A 21,333-nucleotide genomic window follows, 5' to 3' on the forward strand; every position below is an offset into this window, starting at 1 on the left:
ACAGTCTTGAGATTAAACGGCGTCAGTGAGCGGAATCGCACGATTCTCCAGCAACACAGGGATACCTTCGGTGATAGGGTAAGCCAATTTATCGGCTTTACAGATCAACTGCTGCGCTGCCTTATCATACTCAAGTTTTCCCTTGCAAACTGGGCAAGCTACTATATCTAAAAGTTTTTTATCGAATGCCATGAAAGTTTCCTTGTTTCGCTGCAACCACATCGCGAAGACGGTTTAACAGCTGCTCATCAAATTGTGGGGATAGCTTGGCATTGACCGCCAAATACCACCAGTTTTCTTGTGCAAAATCGCGACATTTAACCGCATCTTTTTCGGTCATCATCAACGGAAAATCTTTCGCCAAATCACATAACTGTTTTTTATCATAGGCTTGGTGATCATCAAACCCGTGGGATAAGGCTAACTGGTAGCCCTCGGCTTGCAAAGAGTCGAAGAAACGCGCGGGATTACCAATTCCAGCCATAGCGATTAGAGGCTGAGTTTTATCAAATAGCCCATTCACAGCGCCTCCCTTTACCGCCCTCACCTCTGTAGGGAGCAATTGCATCGCAAATTGCCCGTCATTAGCAGGACCGCCATTAACCACCACAAAATCCACTTGTTCGAGCCGCCAAGCACCTTCACGGAGTGGACCTGCAGGGAGAAGATGTTGGTTACCTAATCCCCTTTGACCATCGATCACCACCAGCTCAATATCCCGCCCAAGCGCATAATGCTGTAGCCCATCGTCACAGATGATCACATCGACACTAAACTCGCTGATCAAGGTTTTAGCCGCGTCAACCCTTTTACTCCCCACCACCATAGGCACCCCAGTGCGGGCCACTATCATCGCCGGTTCATCCCCAACCTCAGCAGCACTTGCTCCGGTTGAAACGACTCTAACGCCTCGAATATCCGCGCCATACCCCCGGCTAATCACCCCTGGGGTAAATCCCTTTGCTCGGAGTAACTCGATAAGATAAATAACCGTTGGTGTCTTGCCACTGCCGCCGACTGTGATATTTCCAACCACAATTACAGGTACTGGTAGACTTGTTTGGGATTTAATGCCAAGACGGAATAAACCGCGGCGCACCGCAGTGATCAGCGCAAATAACCCTGAAAACGGCAGCAATAGCCACTGCAGTGGATGACCGTGATACCAAATTTTATTAACGAGTGCCTGCATCTAATGACCAAATTGCATTTGATACAACTTGGCGTACATACCACCCAATTCCAATAGGGACTTATGGGTGCCACGCTCAACGATACGGCCTTGATCGACCACCAGAATTTGATCGGCGCTCTCAATCGTGGAGAGCCTATGGGCAATCACCACTGAGGTACGATTTTGCCGCAAATTATCTAAGCCCTGCTGGATCGCTTTTTCAGACTCAGTATCCAGTGCCGATGTCGCCTCATCGAGGATAAGCACAGGCGCATCACGTAGCATGGCCCGCGCGATGGCAATACGCTGGCGTTGTCCACCGGAGAGTAAGACACCATTTTCACCCACTTGGGTATCGAGCCCTTCGGGCAGATGCTCAATAAACTCCATCGCATGGGCTAAGGTTGCCGCTTGGATAATCTGTTCGCGGGTGACTGAACCTGGATAGGCGTAGGCAATATTGTTGGCAATAGTGTCATTGAACAGGGTCACCTGCTGGGAGACCAAGGCCACCTGATTTCGCAGGGATTTTAATGTGTAATCGTAGATACTGATGTCATCGAGTAGAATATCACCGGACTCAAGCCCAGTATAAAAACGCGTCACTAGGCTCGCAATGGTCGATTTACCCGATCCAGAACGACCAACTAGGGCTAAGGTTTGCCCTTGTTTTACCTCAAAATCCACTTTATCTAGGGCGAGTCGCTCCTGTCCGTCGTAGCTAAAGCTCACCCCTTCAAAACGTAAATTCCCCTTTGCTCGCTCAACGGTATAAGTACCAGTATCGGATTCGGGCTGGGTATCTAGCAGTTCAAATACCGTAGTACAAGCGGCAATACCCCGCTGAAATTCAGCATTGACCTTAGTCAGGTTTTTAATGGGTTGTAACATGGCCATCATTGCCCCGAGGATAGTGGCAAAGGTCCCAGCGGTCAGATCGGCTTTCATGCTATCTAAACTGGCCGCATACAATACAAATGCCAATGCGAAGGAGCCTATCACCATGATCAGCGGCTGGCTGATTGCCTGAGCTACGGCTAACTTCATATTTTGATGACGATTTTGATCATTAACCTTAGCAAAACGAGCCACTTCGGTTTCTTGCCCACCGAAGGCTAAGACGTTTTTATGGCCTTTGATCATCTGCTCTGTGGTGGCACTTACGCCGCCCATGGCCGTTTGAATCTGCTTAGAGACTTTACGGAAACGGCGACTCACTACAGTGATCACTAATCCCATAATGGGGCCGATCACCAGAATGCACAGGGACAGTTTCCATGAGTTATAAAACATCAGCACTAACATCCCCATCACAGTCACACTGTCGCGGACGATGGAGATCAAGGCGCTACCCGAAGCTCGGGCAATTTGCTCAGTGTCAAAGGTCACCTTAGAAATCAAATTTCCGGTGTTTTCCTTATCCATATAACTCACAGGCAAACTGAGATAATGCTCAAATACTTGCTGACGCATATCCATGATCAGTCGCGCACTCATGTACGAGATGCCGTAGGTCGACACAAAATTGGCAAAACCGCGCAGGGAAAACATTAAAATAACAACGATGGGCGCCATCATCAGTATATTGTTGTCGGCATGGAAGCCTTGGCTCGTTGGCAAGGCAATGCCATTACTGATGGCCGCGGGCGTTCCACTAGAAAAACCCTTATCGATAAAAGGGCCGATGAAAGCGATAAAAGCCGCATCGACGAGACCATAGATAATAAGTCCCGTAACAGAAAGCAAAAACATGCCCTTCATCGGTTTAAGATAGCCCAGTAATCGTTTGAAAACTGTCCACATTTCGTCTTTAGGAGATGCTGTCATTGATAACACTAAATTATGGCAAAGTAGCCATTCTACTCTGGATTAATCAAGTCACCAAATCTAAACAAGCGGTTGTACCAAAATGGCGCTAAATCCCGCCTGTAGGTTTTAACGATCCGCTCATTCTGCTGAAAAATCACACTAATTTGCCCCTCTTCCCCTGTTGTTAGATACATAATATTGCGCCGTTGATATCGCTCTACAACTGCGGGCTTAGGAAATCCATATCGATTAGCAAGCCCAGCAGGAAACAATACGAGTTCCGGTGCAACGGCATCAATAAAAGCATCGGTCGATGAGGTTTTACTGCCGTGGTGTGGCGCGATAAGCACCTGATTCGCTAAAGGTGTTGACTGCATCTGTGCCTGTCTAATTAATCTTGCCTCCGTTTCCTTCTCGATATCGCCGGTCAATAATATGCTCTGCAGACCATCACCGATCCGCAGCACACAGGAACCATTATTCCCCGCGATGGCTGTGTCAGGTGACAGAACCGACAAGTTAAGCGATTGCCATTCTATTTGGTTAGGACGACAAGCCTGCCCAACTATATGAGGCACATCGGTTATCCACTGAGCCTGCGGATAAGCTTGAACGAGTACGGCAGCACCGCCTGCATGATCGTTATCACTGTGGCTAATAAAAATATAATCTATCTCTTCAATACCTTTAGTGTGCAAAAACGGCACAATCACCCGTTCGCTGTAACTAAAATTATCACCAAATGCGGCGCCAGTATCATAAATGAGCCCCCTGCCATCCTTTTCCACCACTACGGCGAGCCCTTGGCCAACATCTAATAGATGCACTGTCCAAGAGGATGATTTAAGTGGTAACCATTTAGATAAAACAATGAATATTAGTGGGATAAAGAAGCACCCCATCACGACATACCATTGCCAGTATTGATACTGGCGAGGGATATAACGCCAAAGTATTCCTCCTAATAATGCAAAAAGCCCGATGGCCAAAGCACTCTCTGGCACAGCTTGCCAGTGGGCTGGCAAGCTGCCACTGATATCTAATAATTTGTCATAGGGCATTAACATCCAATCGCTTAGGCGCAATAACCCTATCCATGAGGCTTCCCAAAGTGTACTCAGCCACCAAAACGCAAATCCCGCCATCGCCATTGGAATAACCACAAAACTAAACCAGGGCACGACAAGCATATTCATCCATAAACTGTGGACGCTCATCCCCCCAAAAAGAATCGCTTGCACTAACCCAAGGCAGAGGCTTAGCCGCCACTGAATCGACCAGAACTGCTTTAAACCTGCCCCCAAACGTACCGCAAGATTAGCATTCTCAGCCAAAAGTCGCGGTTTTGGGGCCGTTTCTAGGGTGTATAAAATGATCGCTAACGCGCAAAATGACAGCCAAAATCCAGCACTTAAACACGATAATGGGTCAATCAACAACACCACAAATAAGGCAAATAATAGGCGTTCCCAAGGGCTAGAAAAACGCTTTAATAGGCTCAACAACATCAATAGTAGGATCATCACCAGTGCCCGCTGGGTCGATACCCCAAAACCAGCGAGATAGGCATAAAAAAGCGCCCCGCCACCGGCAAGCACTAAGGAAAGCACTATATTTCGACGGCTCGGATTGGGGGCGTAGCGGATCAGTACAAACAAGGCGCATACATAAATCCATGCAGTCACCACAGATAAATGCAAACCAGAGATAGCAACTAGATGGCCCGTCCCCGTTTGCCTGAGTGCCTGCCACCTCTCTTGGGAGATAAGCCGCTTATCGCCTAAAATAAGCGCCAGCAGTATGTCCCCCTGTGGCAATGTCGACAGTTGTGGGCTTAGCTGTGTAATAAGCCGATTTCGTAATGAAGGACTGGATTCGAGCAACTCAGCTTTTATAACTCTTCCTTTCCCGACGATATGCTGGCTAATCAATTGCTTTTGTTCGTTATATCCACCTTGATTTAAAACACTCGAGATGCTCTTAGGCATCAAGGTAAATAACCAAACCTGGCCCACTTCAACCTCAAGGGGCTCCTTCCAAGTCAGCCTTAACTTAGCCTGTGGCCCTAAGATTAAATTTGGTTTAATGATGGCGATATCCAAACTTAGCCAGTCGCTGTTTTGACTAACTAGTGATATGATTTCGCCCCTCACCTGAATAGGTTGTTGTAACACTGGAAGATCCTGCCTAGATAATCCTAAGCAAAAACCAGTTAGCCAAACCATAGCAAAGAGTCCACCCGAACAAATGGGGGCTTTTTGATATAGGATAATGGCCCCAACGAAAAGATAGGATAAATAACTGACTGGCGGCAACGATGGCCACAACATTGCCGACAACAAGGTGGCACTAAAGCCAAAGATGAATCGATTCATAGTGAATTAAGTTAAGACAGCAATTTCAGCCTATGCCAAAAAAATTAATAAAAAGATATATGCCAAAGCCTGAAACTTTGCGTGAGCATAAACACTTACGCATGTTCGGACGATTACTGCACAACCCTAATCTGTGGGCATTGAACAGAAAATCAGCCCCTGGTGCCTTTGCTATTGGTCTATTTGTGGCTTGGATACCTATGCCATTTCAAATGGTCGTTGCCGCGGCATTTGCTATTTTCTTTAACGTCAACATCCCCGTCTCGGTCGCTTTAGTATGGATCACAAATCCCTTAACTATGCCCGTAATGTTTTATGGTGCTTATCTATTAGGCGCAAAAATCCTCGGCCATGCGCCACAGGAATTTGCCTTCGAGGCAAGTTGGCAGTGGATTGAAGCCTCGCTGGCCACTATTGGCCCGGCCTTTTTATTAGGCTGTTTAACATTAGGCGTAATTTTTTCGGCAACGGGCTATTTGCTGATCAGCAACCTTTGGAAATACTCCATTATGTTTAAATGGCAAAAACGTAAGAATAAGTAATTCAATCGCTTACGCTAGCAATATATAGCCCAGACGATGCTTCTGGGCCTAAGCTGGCTTGACGTTAAACACAGTATCAACTCCCCTCTAAATCCCTCCCTAAAATAGCTGCAATACCCAACTGTGTTAGTCAAGTACTCACTATGGGATATATACATCCATTTAATTTGCAGCTTAAAATATGGCAAGTTTTCTCCCAACTTAAGTCATATTTTATGTTAAACATCGACGAGCCCGCGCACCTCCAACCTAAAATGGCACTTTTTCGATTAGGCTTTAGACCCTTCTTCCTCTTTGCCAGTGTATTTAGCGTGTTTGCATTGATTGTCTGGGGGGGCTTTCTCTCAGGGATAAATGTATTACCTAGCACACTCAATCCATTATGGTGGCATGGCCATGAAATGATCTTTGGTTTTACATGTGCCGTCGTCGCTGGTTTTTTACTCACAGCGGTACAAAACTGGACAGGTCGACCTGGGGTAAAAGGCTTAGCCTTACTCGGACTCTTTTGTGTTTGGCTACTACCACGGATTTTATTGTTCGCCCCCTTTGGAATACCATTTACTCTGATAATGGTACTCGATTTACTCTTTTTACCCCTTACCGCCTTATTACTCGCCATTGCAGTTATCCTAGTGCGTCAATGGCGTAATTTTGTCTTTATCCCGATCTTAAGCTTGCTCACCCTACTTAATGCGGCCAGTTATTACGGGCTACTTACCCAAAAGTTTGAGTGGATTAACAATGGGTTATATGGCGCAATTTTGGTAATCAGCATTATCGTCGCCCTACTCGGTGGCCGCGTTATCCCCTTTTTCACCGAGCGAGCAACCCAATGGCAGCGCGAAAGTTCACTACCTTGGCTTGAATGGTTAAGCTTTGCCAGTTTACTCGCCTTAACGATGAGCCTGTTTTTACAACATGAACTTAGCATCAGAGTCATAGCAGGGCTGGCAGGCCTAGTGCTGTTGCTACGTTGGAATCGCTGGGGATGGCGGGCAAGCTGGGGAGTCCCACTACTATGGTCGCTACACTTAAGCTATTTGTGCATTCCCATAGGATTGGCATTAATTGCCGTAGGACTGCCACTCTCGGTTGGCATGCATGCCATCACGGTAGGCGGTTTAGGCGGCATGATACTCGCGATGATGTCACGGGTATCCCTCGGTCATACGGGTCGACAACTTAAGCCACCGCGTCCTGTGGTATTCGGGTTTATTCTCATCTTATTAGCAACCCTCCTTAGAGTATTCGCTGGGATACTCACCCAATGGTCAAGTGAGTTTCTGCTAGGAGCTATTAGTGGCTGGATCTTAGCCTTTGGCTGCTTCTGCTATTGTTATGGCCCAATGCTCTGCCAACCTAGGGCCGATGGACGTCCAGGTTAAGCTTGTCAATTTCTCTGTGACCAATTCATATCTTGTGAATTGAGTCACAGAGAATTCCCGCACTTTTCCCTACTAACGTATTTTTACTGTTACTATTTATAAAAATATTTAGTAGGGAGTTGTTATGCCATTTTATCGCCAATACGGTGCCAAAGGGCTAAAAGCCGTAGAGCATTTAGTATTAATCATTATCGCCATCGCCACCGTCGTCGCCATCGGACAAGAAATTGTTCACATTTTCTCAGTTGGTTCGGTCGCACTTGCTGACTTGCTCTTATTGTTTATTTATCTCGAAGTTTTAGCCATGGTGGCTAACTACGCAGAGTCAGGCAAACTCCCGGTACGTATGCCACTCTATATTGCTATTGTGGCCTTAGCCCGTTACCTGATTTTAGATATGAAAAGCATGGATGATTGGCGCATTGCGGCGATTTCTATTTCAACCTTGATCTTAGCGGGAACTGTGATCGTTATCCGTTGGGGTCAATTAAAAATGCCTTACCCTAAAAATCAAGAATACGACAATTAATCAATCACCTGAGTTGGTGCTATTGAAGGCTCATTCACTAGCACCTGCTGTCCTCGTTTTAAAACTATTATCAAAGACCTAGCTTTCACATTGGTATTCTGTGAAAAAGCAATTATGCTAAGTTTTACTAGGATCAATTATTTACGGGGCAATCGAGTTATGGGTGACCATGCTACTGGTTTTGAAGAAAAACGCACATCACTGCGAGTGGATATGGAAGCGGAACGTATCCTCCTACATTGGAGCGATCAACTGGGAGTCGAACACACAGATGAAGGCGTTTGTATCGATTTAGCCAGAAGAGGTATTTTATTCGACTATAAAAAACCTTTCGCGCTGGGTGAATTAATCGAAGTCACTTTTAATCCCAACACCACCCAGCAAAATACCGTTAAGGGCCAAGTATGCCGTTGCTCTCAATGCCACGAGCAAAGCTACCATATCGCCATGCAATTGCTTTAATTTGACTTAAGCTACGCAGGGTAAGCCGGGCTGTTCTACACTGAATTAATTGAAAGATCCACGCAGGGGACGTCACTATGATTTTGTTGGTAGGTGGTGAGAAAGGAGGAAGTGGCAAGAGTTGTCTCGCGCAAAACCTCGCGGTTTATATTAAGCAGAAATTCGATGCCAACGTCCTGATGGTCGATTGTGATCCACAGCGAACCACTTCAGATTGGATCCAAGCCCGAAACAATGATCCCAGTTTGCCCGCCATCAACTGTATCCAGCTCTATGGCAAAATTCGCAATGACTTACTGAGCCTGAATGAACGTTTCGATTACGTGATTGTTGACTGTGGTGGTCAGGATAACCTCGCAATGCGTGCCGCTATGTCGGTAGCGACCTATGTGGTGATCCCCCTTAGGCCTAAGAGGCGAGATCTTAAAACCCTCCCCCATATGGAAGATATGCTAAGTACCTGTAAGATGGTCAATCCTAAAATGGTGGCCACCATAGTGCTAACGCAATGCCCTGCTCTGCCAACACAATTTAAGCGTATTTTAGAGGCAAAAGACGTAGTGCAATCCTTTGGGCTAAGGGTGCTCAACTCTGTTACCTTTTGCCGTAACATTTATGATGACAGTGAGGAAAAAGGCTCTTCGGTCATCGAAATTGAGCCAGATGGTAAAGCCGCTGATGAAATTCGCGCCATAGTGGATGAGTTATTCACTTTACCACCAGAAAATAGCTATGAGCTTAACTGATCTTAAACGCAAGAAACCCAAACAAATCATCACGCCGGTTTCTGTCGATGATTTTATTGAGGATGCCAATAACTACGCCTTAGGTAAGGCGAGTCTTTTAGCTGCGCCGCCGACAAATGTCCAACGGGGCTTAGATAAAAAGTCGGCCAAAATATACCGACACGCCACTTTTACGCTCACAGAAACCAGTATCTCCCAACTCGATATACTGTCAAAGGACACTAAAGTTGCTAAGTCTCGCTTATTGCGGATTTTAATTGAAGAGTTCAGCCAACGCACTGCCGCCGAGCAACACAGAATCGTCCATAAAGATGAGGATGAGCGTTAATCAGCAGCAATTATCTTCCTTTAAACCTATTTAGCGATCTCAATGATGGCACTGCCGTCCAGCGACGAGTGTCATTCCCTGCGCCGTTTCTTGGAGCTTCTCTTTACTCGTGAGTAGGATTAGCAACTCAATTGCAGTGAGATTTTCAGCACTACAAGTGTGATAACGCGCAGAATCACCAAATTTCTGCGCCATAAGGGCGATCAATTCATGCTTTAAAATGGGGCTTCCTTGAGCTACCATCAGCGCCATAACGTCATGACCGTGAACAGAGTCGGACATGTATCCTCCAAAAGATGCAATTAAGATTGCTCTTTATAGCCGAACTGTTGAATTTGAACCCTGATCTCGCGCACATACTATTAATTTGGTCCGCGGCGCCGACATCTGTGACGAAAATGTGAGCCTCTATGTCCTTGATCCTTTTACTCACCCAGCAGATGTCACTGTACTTAGTGATTGTTTACTTAGTCAGTAAAACACCGCTTTTTAAACTATTTGCTGAAACCTCACCACGCTTACCCCACAAAGTTTTTATCTATTTAATTTTTCCAGCTTCTGCATTATGGCAACCTACTTTGGCGAGCAAACCTCAGGTGCGATTGCCAATACCCGCGCCATGGGTGCCGTTCTGGGTGGTTTATTAGGCGGTCCAGTAACCGGATTATTAGTTGGATTGACGGGGGGATTGCATCGCTACAGTATGGGCGGTTTTACCGATGTCGCCTGCGCCATATCGACGACACTAGAAGGCCTTTCGGCGGGGATGATCAGTTTTTATCTACGCAGAGCGGGTAAGAGCGAACTTATCTACAATCCATTACTCGTGTGTTTAGTTACCTTCTACGCTGAGATGATGCAAATGAGCATTATCCTGTTGGTTGCACGCCCATTTGACGATGCATGGGAACTTGTTCGTCAAATTGCGCCGCCGATGTTACTCGTTAACTCCATCGGTGCAGCGCTGTTTATGAGCATGATCCGCGATCAAAAGACGATGTTCGATAAACTCTCCTCCAGCTTTTCGACTAAAGCCCTCAAAATTGCCGAACGCAGTGTGGGTTTACTTTCTAAAGGTTTTAATGAGGAAAGCAGCGGCAAGGTGGCGCAAATTGTGATTGAAGAGACCAATGTTGGTGCAGTCGCAATTACGGATAGGGAAAAACTTTTAGCCTTTATCGGGATCGGCGCCGATCACCATATTCCTGGCACGCCTATTTCATCAAAAATCACCCTTGAGGCCATAAATCAAAATAAGGTGATGTTTGCCGATGGCGTCGAAACGCCCTATGCCTGTTCGATTTCAGCCCAATGCAAACTCGGTTCGAGTCTAGTGATCCCCTTGCGTAGTGACACTGAGGTCATAGGCACCATTAAATTGTATGAACCTAAAAATAAGCTGTTCTTGAATATTAATCGCACCTTAGGTGAAGGTATAGCACGCTTGCTATCCAACCAAATTCTCTATGGCCGCTTCGAACAACAGCAAAACTTACTCACACAGGCGGAGTTAAAACTGCTGCAAGCCCAAGTCAATCCACACTTTTTATTTAATGCGCTCAATACTATCAGTGCGATTATCAAACGCGATCCTGATATGTCAAAACAGCTATTACAACAATTATCGCAGTTTTTACGGATAAATCTAAAGCGCACCACAGGCCTAGTCACACTCGGAGATGAGCTCGATCACATCGCCTCCTATCTCACCATTGAGAAGGCGCGTTTTATTGATAAATTACAAGTTAACATCGCCATACCTGAGTCACTCTACCACTGCAAAGTGCCTGCATTTACCCTGCAACCTATCATAGAAAATGCCGTCAAACACGGCACATCCCATATGATAGAGCAAGGGCAAATCAAAGTAACAGGCAAGCTAGAAGACAATATTTTAACGTTAGATGTCACGGATAATGCAGGTTTATATCAGCCAGTATCGGGTTCTGAAGGGCTGGGGATGAACTTAGTCCATAAACGGATCCAAAACCTATTTGGCGAACAATATGGCATCACAGTAGAATGCGAGCCGGATGAATACACTAAAATCACCATTCGTCTCCCCATAGAATCAACGGAAACAAACACGTGATCACTTGTTTAATTGTGGATGATGAGCTGTTTGCTCGTGAGGAACTCGCCGATCTCCTCGGTCAAGAAGCCGACATAGATATTATCGGCCAATGCGCTAATGCCATCGAGGCGCTACAAACCATTGCTAAGGAAAAGCCCCAACTGGTTTTCCTCGATATTCAAATGCCACGGATCTCAGGGATGGAGTTAATTGCCATGCTCGATCCTGAAACCTTACCTAAAATCGTGTTTGTTACCGCCTATGATGAGTTTGCCGTAAAGGCATTCGATAGCCATGCCTTCGATTATTTACTCAAACCCATAGATGCCGACAGACTCAACCAAACCCTTAAGCGTGTTCGCAAAGATCTTACACCACAGGCCGTCAGCGCTATTGCACCATCTCGCCTCGAGCACTTGCCCTGCTACAGCGGTAGCAAGTTAAAAGTCATTCCTATTGGGGATGTGGAATACGTGTTTAGTGATTTAAGCGGCGTCCATGTCGCCTGCAATAAGGGAAAAGTCCACACCCAACTCACGTTGAAAGTACTAGAGGAAAAAACGCCGCTCGTGCGTTGTCATCGTCAATATCTTATCTCACCAAAGGCTATCGCCGAGATTGAGTTGCTCGATACTGGCGCCGAGGTCACCACCTTACTCGGAGACAAAGTGCCCGTATCGCGCCGTTATCTTAAAAGCCTTAAGCAATTGTTTGGTTTTCAATAATGCCATTTAATCGTTGCAGAATACCGCTCAGGGCGATGCATACTTATATACCCAAACAACCTGAAGATGCAGGATTCAGCGGGAACTTAACGCGCTTTAGGCAAGGCGGTTATTTGCAGACCTAGTGGGCTAAGTTAAAAATAACCAACACAGCATAAAGTGCGTTAAAACCCGCCGGGACGGAGCGCCTAGGGCACTCCACTTCCGTGTTGCATCAATTCAAAAGGTGGCCCACATTCTTTCATTGATGCGCCTTGAATTGAAGCACCCTAGGCGCTCTGAAACTCGTATCTTCAGGTAGCTTGGGTATAAGACATACCTATGTAACCGCTCACGCTATCCTATTGCCGCTGGCACTGCATTATCGACCTCTTAACTAAATCACCCTGTTTTAGGTAAACAATTTGTTTACACTTTGCTGAACTCAAATGGGGAGATAACAAAAATGATGTGGTTCCTACTCTGTGTCGGTCTTTTGATCGGCGGTTATTTTATCTATGGCGCCTTTGTTGAAAAAGTTTTCGGCATTAACGCTAAACGTCAAACACCGGCTTACAGCCAAACGGATGGCGTCGACTACGTGCCGATGTCAAAGGGTAAAGTCTATTTAATCCAACTACTTAATATCGCTGGTGTGGGTCCAATCTTTGGTCCTATCCTCGGTGCGCTCTATGGCCCTGCAGCTATGCTATGGATTGTGATCGGTTGTATTTTCGCCGGTGCGGTTCACGATTATTTCTCGGGCATGTTATCCGTTCGTAACGGTGGCCAATCCGTGCCTAACCTCGCAGGCAAATACCTAGGCAAGAGTGCAAAACATTTTATGAATGTGTTTGCAATCATATTGCTACTGCTCGTAGGCGTGGTGTTTATTTCGGCACCAGCGGGCCTGCTTGGCAAACTGACAGGTTGGGATGTCAGCATTTTTGTAGGTGTTATCTTCGTTTATTATCTGATCGCGACTGTCGTTCCTATCGATAAAATTATCGGCAGACTCTACCCATTTTTTGGCGCCCTACTGTTCTTTATGTCCTTTGGACTGGCCTTCGCCATTATTCTGTCGAGCGAGCATACCTTACTATCCAATGTACAAGCTGGCGATTTCTTCCAAAATTTAAATCCAAATGACATGCCACTTTGGCCTGCATTATTTATCACTATCGCTTGTGGTGCCGTTTCAGGCTTCCATGCAACCCAGTCTCCCTTAATGGCACGTTGTGTTGAAAATGAAACAAATGGCCGTTTTGTGTTCTTCGGTGCCATGATTGGTGAGGGTATTATTGCGCTACTTTGGTGTGCGATTGCACTCTCTTACTTCGGTGGTGTTGAAGGCCTTAGCACTGGTATGGCTGGTAACCCTGCTAACGTCGTATATGAGGCTTCTACTGGCTTGTTAGGCGCTGTCGGTGGGTTTATGGCTATCCTAGGTGTGATTATCCTGCCTATTACCTCAGGTGATACCGCCTTCCGCTCAGCCCGTCTGATTTTGGCTGAATTCTTTAAAATGCCACAGGTGACCTTACCTAAACGCTTAGTGCTTGCGATACCTTTGTTTGTGATTGGTGGTCTGCTGACTCAAGTCGATTTTGGGGTGATTTGGCGCTATTTCGGTGTGGCGAACCAAGCGACTGCAGTGCTTATGCTGTGGACAGCTTCAGCCTATCTGCTACGCCATAATAAACTGCACTGGATTTGTACTATTCCAGCCATGTTTATGACCACAGTCGTGATCACCTTCTTGCTCAACTCTGCGACCTTAGGTGCGGGTTTACCTATGACCTTATCTACCATTGCAGGGGTAATCTCTACCTTAGTGATTACAGGGCTTTTAATTGTCAAAACCAAAGGTAAAGGCGAAGTCGATAGCGATGCGGAGTTACCCGACGAAGCGTAAGCGTCTAACAAGCTTAATCTAAGCAAATGATCCCAAACAGGCACTTTCAATAGTGCCTGTTTTTTTATGCCCATAAATAGGCTCTAACTTCAGCCACTAAACTGCTATAATCCCGCCATAGCTCACTGCAATATGTAAAATATGACTCAAGCCAATAATCCGCTGCATGGTATAAAATTAGAAACCATTATCACCGACCTCGTTGAGCGTTATGGCTGGGAAGAATTGGGCGAACGGATCAAAATCCGTTGTTTTACCCATGATCCCAGCATTAAATCGAGCCTACGCTTCCTAAGAAAAACCGACTGGGCAAGGGAAAAAGTGGAATATTTATACTTAAAAGCCAATAAACTCCCCCTACCGGTTAAACCAGAGGCGAGCACTTCTGCTCCCCACAGGGCTAAGGCTGCTCCCCCTAAAAGTATGGCTTCGAATAAAAAGCCGAGCAAAGGGACTGAGCCGACTGTCACTGATAGCAATGCCACTGATAGCAATGTCAACAGTCATATTTGGGGAACGCGGGACTAACGCCTCCTCACACCGACAGCACCGCTAAAACAGTAAGTCTCAAACAGCACCGCCTAACGCAGCCCTTTAGACAACAAAGGGCTGCACACACAACGCCCCAACGATAGCCCATTGCCGATAATTTATTGGTTAATCGACTCTAGTTTTTTGGACCGCCGCCGATATAGGTTAAATTCTATACATCAAGCGTTATAAGGAATATCCGATGAACATTAATGGATTAAACATCGCGGCCAATAGTTCGGAATTTAAATCCGTCTCAAACGCCTTTATTGCTCCCACTCAAACGGCAACCTCAACCGCGACAGCGGATCCCCAAAGCGATGACACTCAAGCAAGTGTGTCAATATCCGATGCTGGGCGCGCAGCTTTAGCGACGGAAGTGGGCGCAGCATTGCGAAGCAGTAACGCAGAGAAAAAACAACAAGCCGAAAGCGCCGATGCTGAAGAACCCACATCGCTTATCGATGGACAAATTGAACGCATAAAAGAGCAAATAAAAGCACTCCAGGAAATGCTCACTAAACTCGCAGGCGATAACTCTAAGACGGCAGAACAGCAACGTAAGTTGATCCAAGAGCAGATCATGCTACTCAGTAATCAAGTAGCGGTGTTAATGGATAAAAAAATGCGCGATGCCCAAGAGTCGGCGGGATAGTGACATCACCCACCTTTGAGAATTAGCCCCTTGAGTAGGGTTCCTTGTTGGAAGGGTTTATTGAGAGGCGTTTCTTAAGAATTGCGCCTTAAAAATTGCCCCTTAACTTTGCTGGGGCTGAATACGTTTACGACTAAATCGGGAAACTAAACACCAATCGCCAGATATTTAACCCATCACCAGTACGGTAACTGAGCCCTATACGGTCAACCCCGAGTAAATCGCCACCCAAGGGTTTTGAGAACGCGAGCGTAGCACCCACTTCATAGCTGCCTGAGACTAAAGTATCTTCCTCGGCATTACTGCTAAAGTTCAGCTCATTAAAATACCAATACCCTATGGCAAAAATCCTCGGTTGGACCTGTATATTCCACCATTGCCAGCGCGGTGAGAGTCCAATATCGACACCACTTTGCAACACCGCAAATTGATCCGTTAATGTACCAATCCGCTCACTGTAGCCCGCAAAGTGTAAGCGAGACACCCAAACGCTCTCTTCACCCGCAAACGTAAAATCGTAAAGACTACTCACGCCGGAGGCGAAGATCGCCACATTATCATTGGTATCGAAGTTAGTGCCGAACCCGAGGTCAAAATAGGCTTCCATGCGGGTATTCTCACTCCCCTGCCAATGATGCTCCACACCGGGCGTCACCGTCATAGTGCCCACCGAAGAAGGTAATTCTCCTTCGGTTAAGTCCCTAGCTAAGTAGTCAAAAAAACCGAAGGATAAAGGAATACGCAGCCAAGTCCGGCTGTCTTTCTCTTTTTGTAAATCAAAGGTTAAAGGAATACTGACAACGGTCGCATTCTGTTCTGCGGCGCGATAAACCCCAGTGCCGAGATAGCTGCCAAAGGCATAAGCGGAATTGGGATTGTTCTTACCATCGATGGGAGAATCGGCGGATATTGTTACCAAAGGATCCGTCGATGATTGGCTCGATGTGAGGGAGGCAGCAGAAACATCCTGTGCCCACGCAACCATAGAAGCAATAACGCCGATACACAGCGTAGGCACAGAAAAAACCGTGAATAATAGCCGACTGAAAAAATTGCTCAATTTGTTCTAACAGTCCTGATGTTCAGCACTTAATCGGTAGACTTTTCAGCTTAGAGGCGACTCATCTTCATCCATAAAATGATGTTCAGACATCATATGCCCAAGCTCGGTAGACTTAGTTTTTAAATAAGCTTCATTATAGCGATTTTTACCGACCTGTAATGGTACTCGCTCAACAACTTCAATTCCAAGATCTTTCATCGCTTTGACTTTACGAGGATTATTGGTCATCAAACGCACATGCTTCACACCGATCTGTTCAAGCATAGGCTTAATCATATCGTATTTACGCATATCCGCAGGGAAACCTAACTGTTCGTTGGCTTCGACCGTATTAGCCCCTTTATCCTGCAACTCGTAGGCGCGGATCTTATTTAATAAACCAATGCCTCGCCCCTCTTGGCGCAGATACAGAATAAAACCACTGCCCGTTTCGGCAATATTTTGCATCGCGGTCTGTAACTGAAAACCACAGTCACAACGTAGGCTAAATAGGGCATCACCGGTTAAACATTCTGAATGGATACGGCCTAATACTGGCTCATCCGCACTGAGAGTTCCAAACGTGAGTGCAACATGCTCTTTGCCGGTTTCTGTATCTTCAAAACCATGCATGGCAAACACACCCCAAGGAGTGGGTAATTTTGACGTCGCGACATATTTTATCGACATGACTTAACCTTAACGACAACTCTCATTCCATGAGACGAGGGAACATCCATAAAAACAAAACCGTAATTAGGCACTTAGCCAATGAAGCGCCCTATTCTAAAGCGTTTTACGCCATCAAGAAAACTGTTGTGATTGAATCAATCCCAACTAGAATACCTTGTACTCAATCGCAATCTTGACGCATCCCAGTGACTTTTAGCCTATTAGGGCCGCAAACACAGCATCGATATTCGAAGCTATGCTGCCAATCCCTTGGTGCTCAACAGAGCTAAACGGCTGACTCGGGTTAAAACTTTGCTGGTGCGTAACCGGTCACTTCAGTCAGTCCCATTTCACGCCCTAAAGCTGTCATGGGGTGAACCACGACTAAACCTTTAACGGATTTTTTCAGCTGGCCCATATCGGCCTGCTCGGCTTTCGTCAGCGCACGGTGGAAGGGCAAATGTTGGATATCGCTACCCTGCTTGTTTAATAGACGCGTCTGCTGACCCTTCACACTGCTAATTTGCTTAGTGACCGCAGCGATTTCGCGTTTAAACTGGGCAATAATCGCATCATCGCCCCTTTGCTCTGCCGCAGCAAGTTTACGACGAAATTTATCTAATTTATCGTTTAGCTGCTGCAGTTCTTGCTTTAAATTCATTCTCTTACCTTAATTTACCTAAGTTAGCCACAGTAATATCTTCGCCTGTTAGTGCTAGCATCTGTGTCAAGGTTTGGGATTATAACAGCAAGTTGACGATCCTCGTTACCGCTTTTATAACAAACGTATTTTCTGATTGCTGCTGCCGCGGAAAGCCAAACTTGGGTCAGCTAAGCTTTGTTCGAATTTTCCATCCACCAGCACATCGATATACTCAAGTACGGCTTTTTGTAAGTCGGTGAGCTCATCAAGTACATAACCCGTCCACAGCCAGATATCTTTCTCGGGACAGGCTATTTTTACCCGCTTAACCAGCGCCAGAATAGCCTCGACATTTGCAGGTAGCAGTGGATCGCCGCCAGAGAGTGACAGACCACGGCGCACAATACGCGTATCCTTAAGATCGGCAATAATTCTATCTTCCATTGCTTGATCAAACAGATGCCCAGAGCGCACATCCCAAGTGCTTTGATTATAGCAACCACGGCACTGGTGCTCACAACCCGAGACAAACAAGGTGGCACGGGTTCCGGGGCCGTTGACCACATCGATGGGATAATATTGGTGATAATTCATAATGTCAGTTCCCGATGAGCCGCCCGATCCTAAGTCGGCTAAAACATGCGGCGCAGCAAGGTGTATCCCGCTGCGCCTCAAGCTCAGTGTACTAGATGAAATGATTCAGAAATGTTACAAGTGCTTGATCCTGCGCTTCACTTCTTCCTGCTTGCCGTGGTTAAATGGCCGGGCATCTGGGCTACCTAAATAGCCACAGACTCGGCGGGTCACCGACACTCTGCTCGGTTCGTGGTTACCGCATTTAGGACAGGTAAAACCTTTACTCGTGCAGCTAAATTCCCCTGTAAAACCACAGTCATAACATTCATCTATCGGCGTATTCGTGCCGTAATAAGGCACGCGGCTATAGCTGTAATCCCAGACATTTTCCAACGCCTCTAGGTTATGCTGCATATTGGGATATTCGCCGTAGCAGATAAAACCACCATTGGCGATGGCGGGATAAGGTTGTTCAAAATCAATCTTATCATAGGGATTAACATGCTTTTCAACGTCCAAATGGAAGCTATTGGTGTAATATCCCTTATCCGTGACGCCTGCGACGACACCAAATTGTTTTGCATCGAGTTTACAAAAACGGCTGCACAGGCTCTCGCTTGGCGTGCTGTATAAACTAAACCCATAACCTGTCTCGTTCTTCCACGCTTCTGTTGCCGCTTTTAAATGGGCCACGATTGCCACGGCTTTTTCACGCAGTGCTGCATTATCAAAGACATGGTGTTCTGTGCCATAGAGTGCATTGATGGTTTCATGCAACCCTATATAGCCTAATGAGATAGACGCGCGGCCATTTTTGAATATCTGAGCTATGTCGTCATCGGCACGTAAGCGCACGCCACAGGCACCTTCCATATAAAGAATCGGGGCCACTCGGGCTTTCACGCCGTTCAAACGTTCAATACGGGTATCTAGGGCCCTGCGGGCAAGTAATAGGCGTTCATCTAAAATACGGTAAAATTCGGCTTCATTCCCCTTGGCCTCTAGGGCAATGCGTGGCAGGTTAAGGCTTACCACCCCGAGGTTATTACGCCCTTCATGGACCAGCTCACCATTTTCTTTATAGGTGCCTAAAAAGCTACGACATCCCATGGGCGTTTTGAATGAACCAGTGACCTTTTCAACCTGCTCGTAGTTTAAAATGTCGGGATACATCCGCATGCTCGCGCATTTCAAGGCCATTTGTTTGACATCGTAGTTGCAATCGCCCGCTTTATGGTTAATACCATCTCGAATGGCAAACACTAATTTGGGGAAGACCGCGGTTTTACGGTTTTTTCCTAGGCCGGCCATGCGCACTTTGAGCATAGATTGCTGAATCAGGCGTGACTCCCACGAAGTGCCTAAACCAAAACCAAAGGTAACGAAGGGTGTTTGGCCGTTAGCCGTGTGTAAGGTATTGACTTCATACTCGAGTGACTGAAAAGCATCGTGGCATTCTTTTTCGGTTTGCGCCGTAGCAAAAGCCTTGGCATCTTTAATCTGCCAGTTCAATGCAACTTGATAGTGTTTGTCATAGCTCTTTGCCACGAAGGGCGCTAACACTTCATCGATTCGATTGATGGTTGTACCGCCATAGATATGGCTGGCCACTTGGGCGATGATTTGGGCGGTGACAGCGGTTGCCGTTGAGATCGATTTGGGTGTTTCAATCTCGGCATTACCCATTTTAAAACCGTGGGTTAGCATGCCAGCCAGATCAATCAGCATGCAGTTAAACATGGGGAAGAATGGCGAATAATCTAAATCGTGGTAGTGGATTTCCCCTGCTTCATGGGCAGCCACGACATCCTTTGGCAAAATATGGCTCTTGGCATAATGTTTAGCCACAATCCCCGCGAGTAAATCCCGCTGGGTCGGGATAACTTTCGAGTCTTTATTAGCATTTTCATTCAGCAGCGCAGCATTGCTCTGCTCAACCAGACCACGAATTTCTAAATTCAATTTACTGGTGGCTTCGCGGCAAATATCCCTATCATGGCGATACTCAATATACACCCGAGCCAATGACTTATAGGGTCCCTCCATCAGCAGATTTTCAACGGCATCTTGCAAATGGTGGATATCGACTTCGGCTAAAGATGCCACCCGTTGACTGACACAAGCGGCCACGGTGGCGGCATAGTCGGCATCCTCTATCCCAACTGAGTTTGCAGCGGCGATAACTGCATCTCTTATCCTTGTCTCATCAAAAGGCGTGCGGCAACCATCCCGCTTAATCACGACTGGCATTGTTCAGTTCCTCTCCATCTCGACTAAAATTAACACTATATATAGTGATTAAATAATCAGTAAGCACAATATATAGAGCATTAAGCGATATCGGTGTTGAAACTTCCATGATCCAGATCATGATTTAGAAGATGGAAGAAAAGAACAAAGAAGAACTGTAGCAAAGCCCTATGATCTGCAAGTAGAGCCTTGACCTGAGTAAAAAAGCAGGCTAGTTAACGCTTTGCCAAAGCTAAATAACTACTCAACTGCCCAAGGGCCGACTGCTGAGATCCCATAGACGAGGCCACTTGCATGGTGGATTTAAGTCCCTGCCATTGCTGCTTTTGCGTGTCCGTCATGGGAGGATTTGAGTTTAAATAATCCGTTAATTGTCCAAACACTTTGGCCGCTTTTTGGGCTAAAAGAGGGGACTGGGCATCATCCATATTCGTTAGTACATGCTTAGCATCGGCTAAGGTGTTGATCAATGGGCTGTTAGGAGACGTTTTACTCAGTGACTTAAGCTCATCATCGATGAAGTCCTGCAGAGATTGGGTGTTCGTCTTCTCTGTAGTAAGTGGATTAATCCCATTTTGCGATAGACGTTCAAGCTGACTCTCCGAGAGGATGCCATCCTTCTGTAAACGAGACACTAACGCAGGAATATCCGTTACACTGAATTGACCGTTAGAAAAAAAATCCTTCGACATCGCTTGGATTTTTTGTGCCCGCAGCGCCCGTGGTGACAGTGCAATCGCATCTGCCCCCGCCGATTCGGTCTGAGCCGTGCCTTTCTGGGATGAGGGTTTTTCAGTACTCGATTCCGTCTTGGCCGTGCTCGCTTTTTGGCTATTGAGGCCGTAGGCATCGGCAATACTGGTGTTGCTGCGATTAAGATTTGAGGTATTTAAAATAGAACTCATGTCAAATATTCGG

The 21,333-nt window shown here is 46.3% G+C and carries 21 protein-coding genes and 1 pseudogene; 11 read left to right on the forward strand and 11 right to left on the reverse strand.

The genetic code is table 11. The features are described 5' to 3' along the window. Positions 1-12: 12 nt before the first annotated feature. The 4 genes from MJO46_RS04500 to MJO46_RS04515 are packed head-to-tail and all read right to left on the reverse strand — an operon-like array spanning position 13 to position 5,358. The gene (locus MJO46_RS04500; RefSeq protein ID WP_253988289.1) at positions 13-192 is read right to left on the reverse strand and encodes a Trm112 family protein; all 180 of its coding nucleotides are present in this window, start codon (positions 190-192) and stop codon (positions 13-15) included. Further along, complete coding sequence (gene lpxK, locus MJO46_RS04505; protein ID WP_253988290.1) at positions 179-1,192, reverse strand: tetraacyldisaccharide 4'-kinase; 1,014 nt, start codon at positions 1,190-1,192, stop codon at positions 179-181. Before lpxK ends, MJO46_RS04500 begins: the two co-directional genes overlap by 14 nt. Further along, on the reverse strand, positions 1,193-3,001 hold the full coding sequence (msbA, locus tag MJO46_RS04510; RefSeq protein WP_253988291.1) for a lipid A export permease/ATP-binding protein MsbA: 1,809 nt from the start codon (positions 2,999-3,001) through the stop codon (positions 1,193-1,195). Positions 3,002-3,033: 32 nt separating this feature from the next. Continuing rightward, positions 3,034-5,358 (reverse strand): DNA internalization-related competence protein ComEC/Rec2, encoded by a 2,325-nt coding sequence (locus MJO46_RS04515; protein WP_253988292.1) that lies wholly within the window; start codon positions 5,356-5,358, stop codon positions 3,034-3,036. 32 nt (positions 5,359-5,390) lie between these two features. Between MJO46_RS04515 and MJO46_RS04520 the strand changes: the two genes are divergently transcribed. The 6 genes from MJO46_RS04520 (at position 5,391) to MJO46_RS04545 (ending at position 9,353) form a co-directional block, all read left to right on the forward strand. Then, on the forward strand, positions 5,391-5,900 hold the full coding sequence (locus MJO46_RS04520) for a DUF2062 domain-containing protein (protein WP_253988293.1): 510 nt from the start codon (positions 5,391-5,393) through the stop codon (positions 5,898-5,900). Positions 5,901-6,115: 215 nt separating this feature from the next. After that, on the forward strand, positions 6,116-7,288 hold the full coding sequence (locus tag MJO46_RS04525; RefSeq protein WP_253988294.1) for an NnrS family protein: 1,173 nt from the start codon (positions 6,116-6,118) through the stop codon (positions 7,286-7,288). 124 nt (positions 7,289-7,412) lie between these two features. Next, positions 7,413-7,817: a phosphate-starvation-inducible protein PsiE gene (locus MJO46_RS04530; RefSeq protein ID WP_198783049.1), complete on the forward strand. Its 405-nt coding sequence runs from the start codon at positions 7,413-7,415 to the stop codon at positions 7,815-7,817. Positions 7,818-7,976: 159 nt separating this feature from the next. Next, entirely contained in the window at positions 7,977-8,279 is a 303-nt protein-coding gene (locus MJO46_RS04535) for a PilZ domain-containing protein (protein WP_253988295.1), read from the forward strand. Positions 8,280-8,356: 77 nt separating this feature from the next. Continuing rightward, on the forward strand, positions 8,357-9,025 hold the full coding sequence (locus MJO46_RS04540) for an AAA family ATPase (RefSeq protein WP_198783048.1): 669 nt from the start codon (positions 8,357-8,359) through the stop codon (positions 9,023-9,025). Then, positions 9,012-9,353, forward strand: a complete 342-nt coding sequence (locus MJO46_RS04545) for a replication protein RepA (protein ID WP_198783047.1) — start codon at positions 9,012-9,014, stop codon at positions 9,351-9,353. Before MJO46_RS04540 ends, MJO46_RS04545 begins: the two co-directional genes overlap by 14 nt. 39 nt (positions 9,354-9,392) lie before the next feature. Here MJO46_RS04545 and MJO46_RS04550 read toward each other — a convergent pair whose 3' ends face one another. Beyond that, on the reverse strand, positions 9,393-9,635 hold the full coding sequence (locus MJO46_RS04550) for a YecH family metal-binding protein (protein WP_253988296.1): 243 nt from the start codon (positions 9,633-9,635) through the stop codon (positions 9,393-9,395). A 128-nt stretch (positions 9,636-9,763) separates the two neighbouring features. Between MJO46_RS04550 and MJO46_RS04555 the strand changes: the two are divergent. The 5 genes and pseudogenes from MJO46_RS04555 to MJO46_RS04575 all read left to right on the forward strand — a co-directional run bounded on the left by MJO46_RS04555 (position 9,764) and on the right by MJO46_RS04575 (position 15,232). Beyond that, a pseudogene (locus tag MJO46_RS04555) lies at positions 9,764-11,445 on the forward strand (LytS/YhcK type 5TM receptor domain-containing protein). Beyond that, positions 11,442-12,152, forward strand: coding sequence for a two-component system response regulator BtsR (gene btsR, locus MJO46_RS04560; RefSeq protein WP_253988297.1), 711 nt, complete (start codon positions 11,442-11,444; stop codon positions 12,150-12,152). Before MJO46_RS04555 ends, btsR begins: the two are co-directional and overlap by 4 nt. A gap of 445 nt (positions 12,153-12,597) precedes the next feature. Beyond that, positions 12,598-14,046, forward strand: a complete 1,449-nt coding sequence (locus MJO46_RS04565; protein ID WP_253988298.1) for a carbon starvation protein A — start codon at positions 12,598-12,600, stop codon at positions 14,044-14,046. Positions 14,047-14,187: 141 nt separating this feature from the next. After that, positions 14,188-14,574, forward strand: a complete 387-nt coding sequence (locus MJO46_RS04570; RefSeq protein WP_253988299.1) for a VF530 family DNA-binding protein — start codon at positions 14,188-14,190, stop codon at positions 14,572-14,574. A 205-nt stretch (positions 14,575-14,779) separates the two neighbouring features. Continuing rightward, complete coding sequence (locus MJO46_RS04575; protein ID WP_253988300.1) at positions 14,780-15,232, forward strand: FlxA-like family protein; 453 nt, start codon at positions 14,780-14,782, stop codon at positions 15,230-15,232. A gap of 133 nt (positions 15,233-15,365) precedes the next feature. Here MJO46_RS04575 and MJO46_RS04580 read toward each other — a convergent pair whose 3' ends face one another. The 6 genes from MJO46_RS04580 to MJO46_RS04605 form a co-directional block, all read right to left on the reverse strand. Then, positions 15,366-16,217, reverse strand: coding sequence for a hypothetical protein (locus MJO46_RS04580; protein WP_253988456.1), 852 nt, complete (start codon positions 16,215-16,217; stop codon positions 15,366-15,368). A gap of 120 nt (positions 16,218-16,337) precedes the next feature. Beyond that, positions 16,338-16,964 (reverse strand): GTP cyclohydrolase II, encoded by a 627-nt coding sequence (gene ribA, locus MJO46_RS04585; protein ID WP_253988301.1) that lies wholly within the window; start codon positions 16,962-16,964, stop codon positions 16,338-16,340. Positions 16,965-17,250: 286 nt separating this feature from the next. Then, on the reverse strand, positions 17,251-17,607 hold the full coding sequence (locus MJO46_RS04590; protein WP_253988302.1) for a YibL family ribosome-associated protein: 357 nt from the start codon (positions 17,605-17,607) through the stop codon (positions 17,251-17,253). A gap of 114 nt (positions 17,608-17,721) precedes the next feature. Then, on the reverse strand, positions 17,722-18,183 hold the full coding sequence (gene nrdG / locus MJO46_RS04595) for an anaerobic ribonucleoside-triphosphate reductase-activating protein (protein ID WP_253988303.1): 462 nt from the start codon (positions 18,181-18,183) through the stop codon (positions 17,722-17,724). A gap of 114 nt (positions 18,184-18,297) precedes the next feature. After that, a complete protein-coding gene (gene nrdD / locus MJO46_RS04600) occupies positions 18,298-20,415 on the reverse strand; it encodes an anaerobic ribonucleoside-triphosphate reductase (protein WP_253988304.1) in 2,118 nt (705 codons plus the stop codon). A gap of 215 nt (positions 20,416-20,630) precedes the next feature. Further along, positions 20,631-21,320 (reverse strand): hypothetical protein, encoded by a 690-nt coding sequence (locus MJO46_RS04605; RefSeq protein WP_253988305.1) that lies wholly within the window; start codon positions 21,318-21,320, stop codon positions 20,631-20,633. Between the last annotated feature and the right edge of the window lie 13 nt (positions 21,321-21,333).

Source organism: Shewanella sp. KJ2020, assembly GCF_024197625.1.
GTDB lineage: Bacteria > Pseudomonadota > Gammaproteobacteria > Enterobacterales > Shewanellaceae > Shewanella.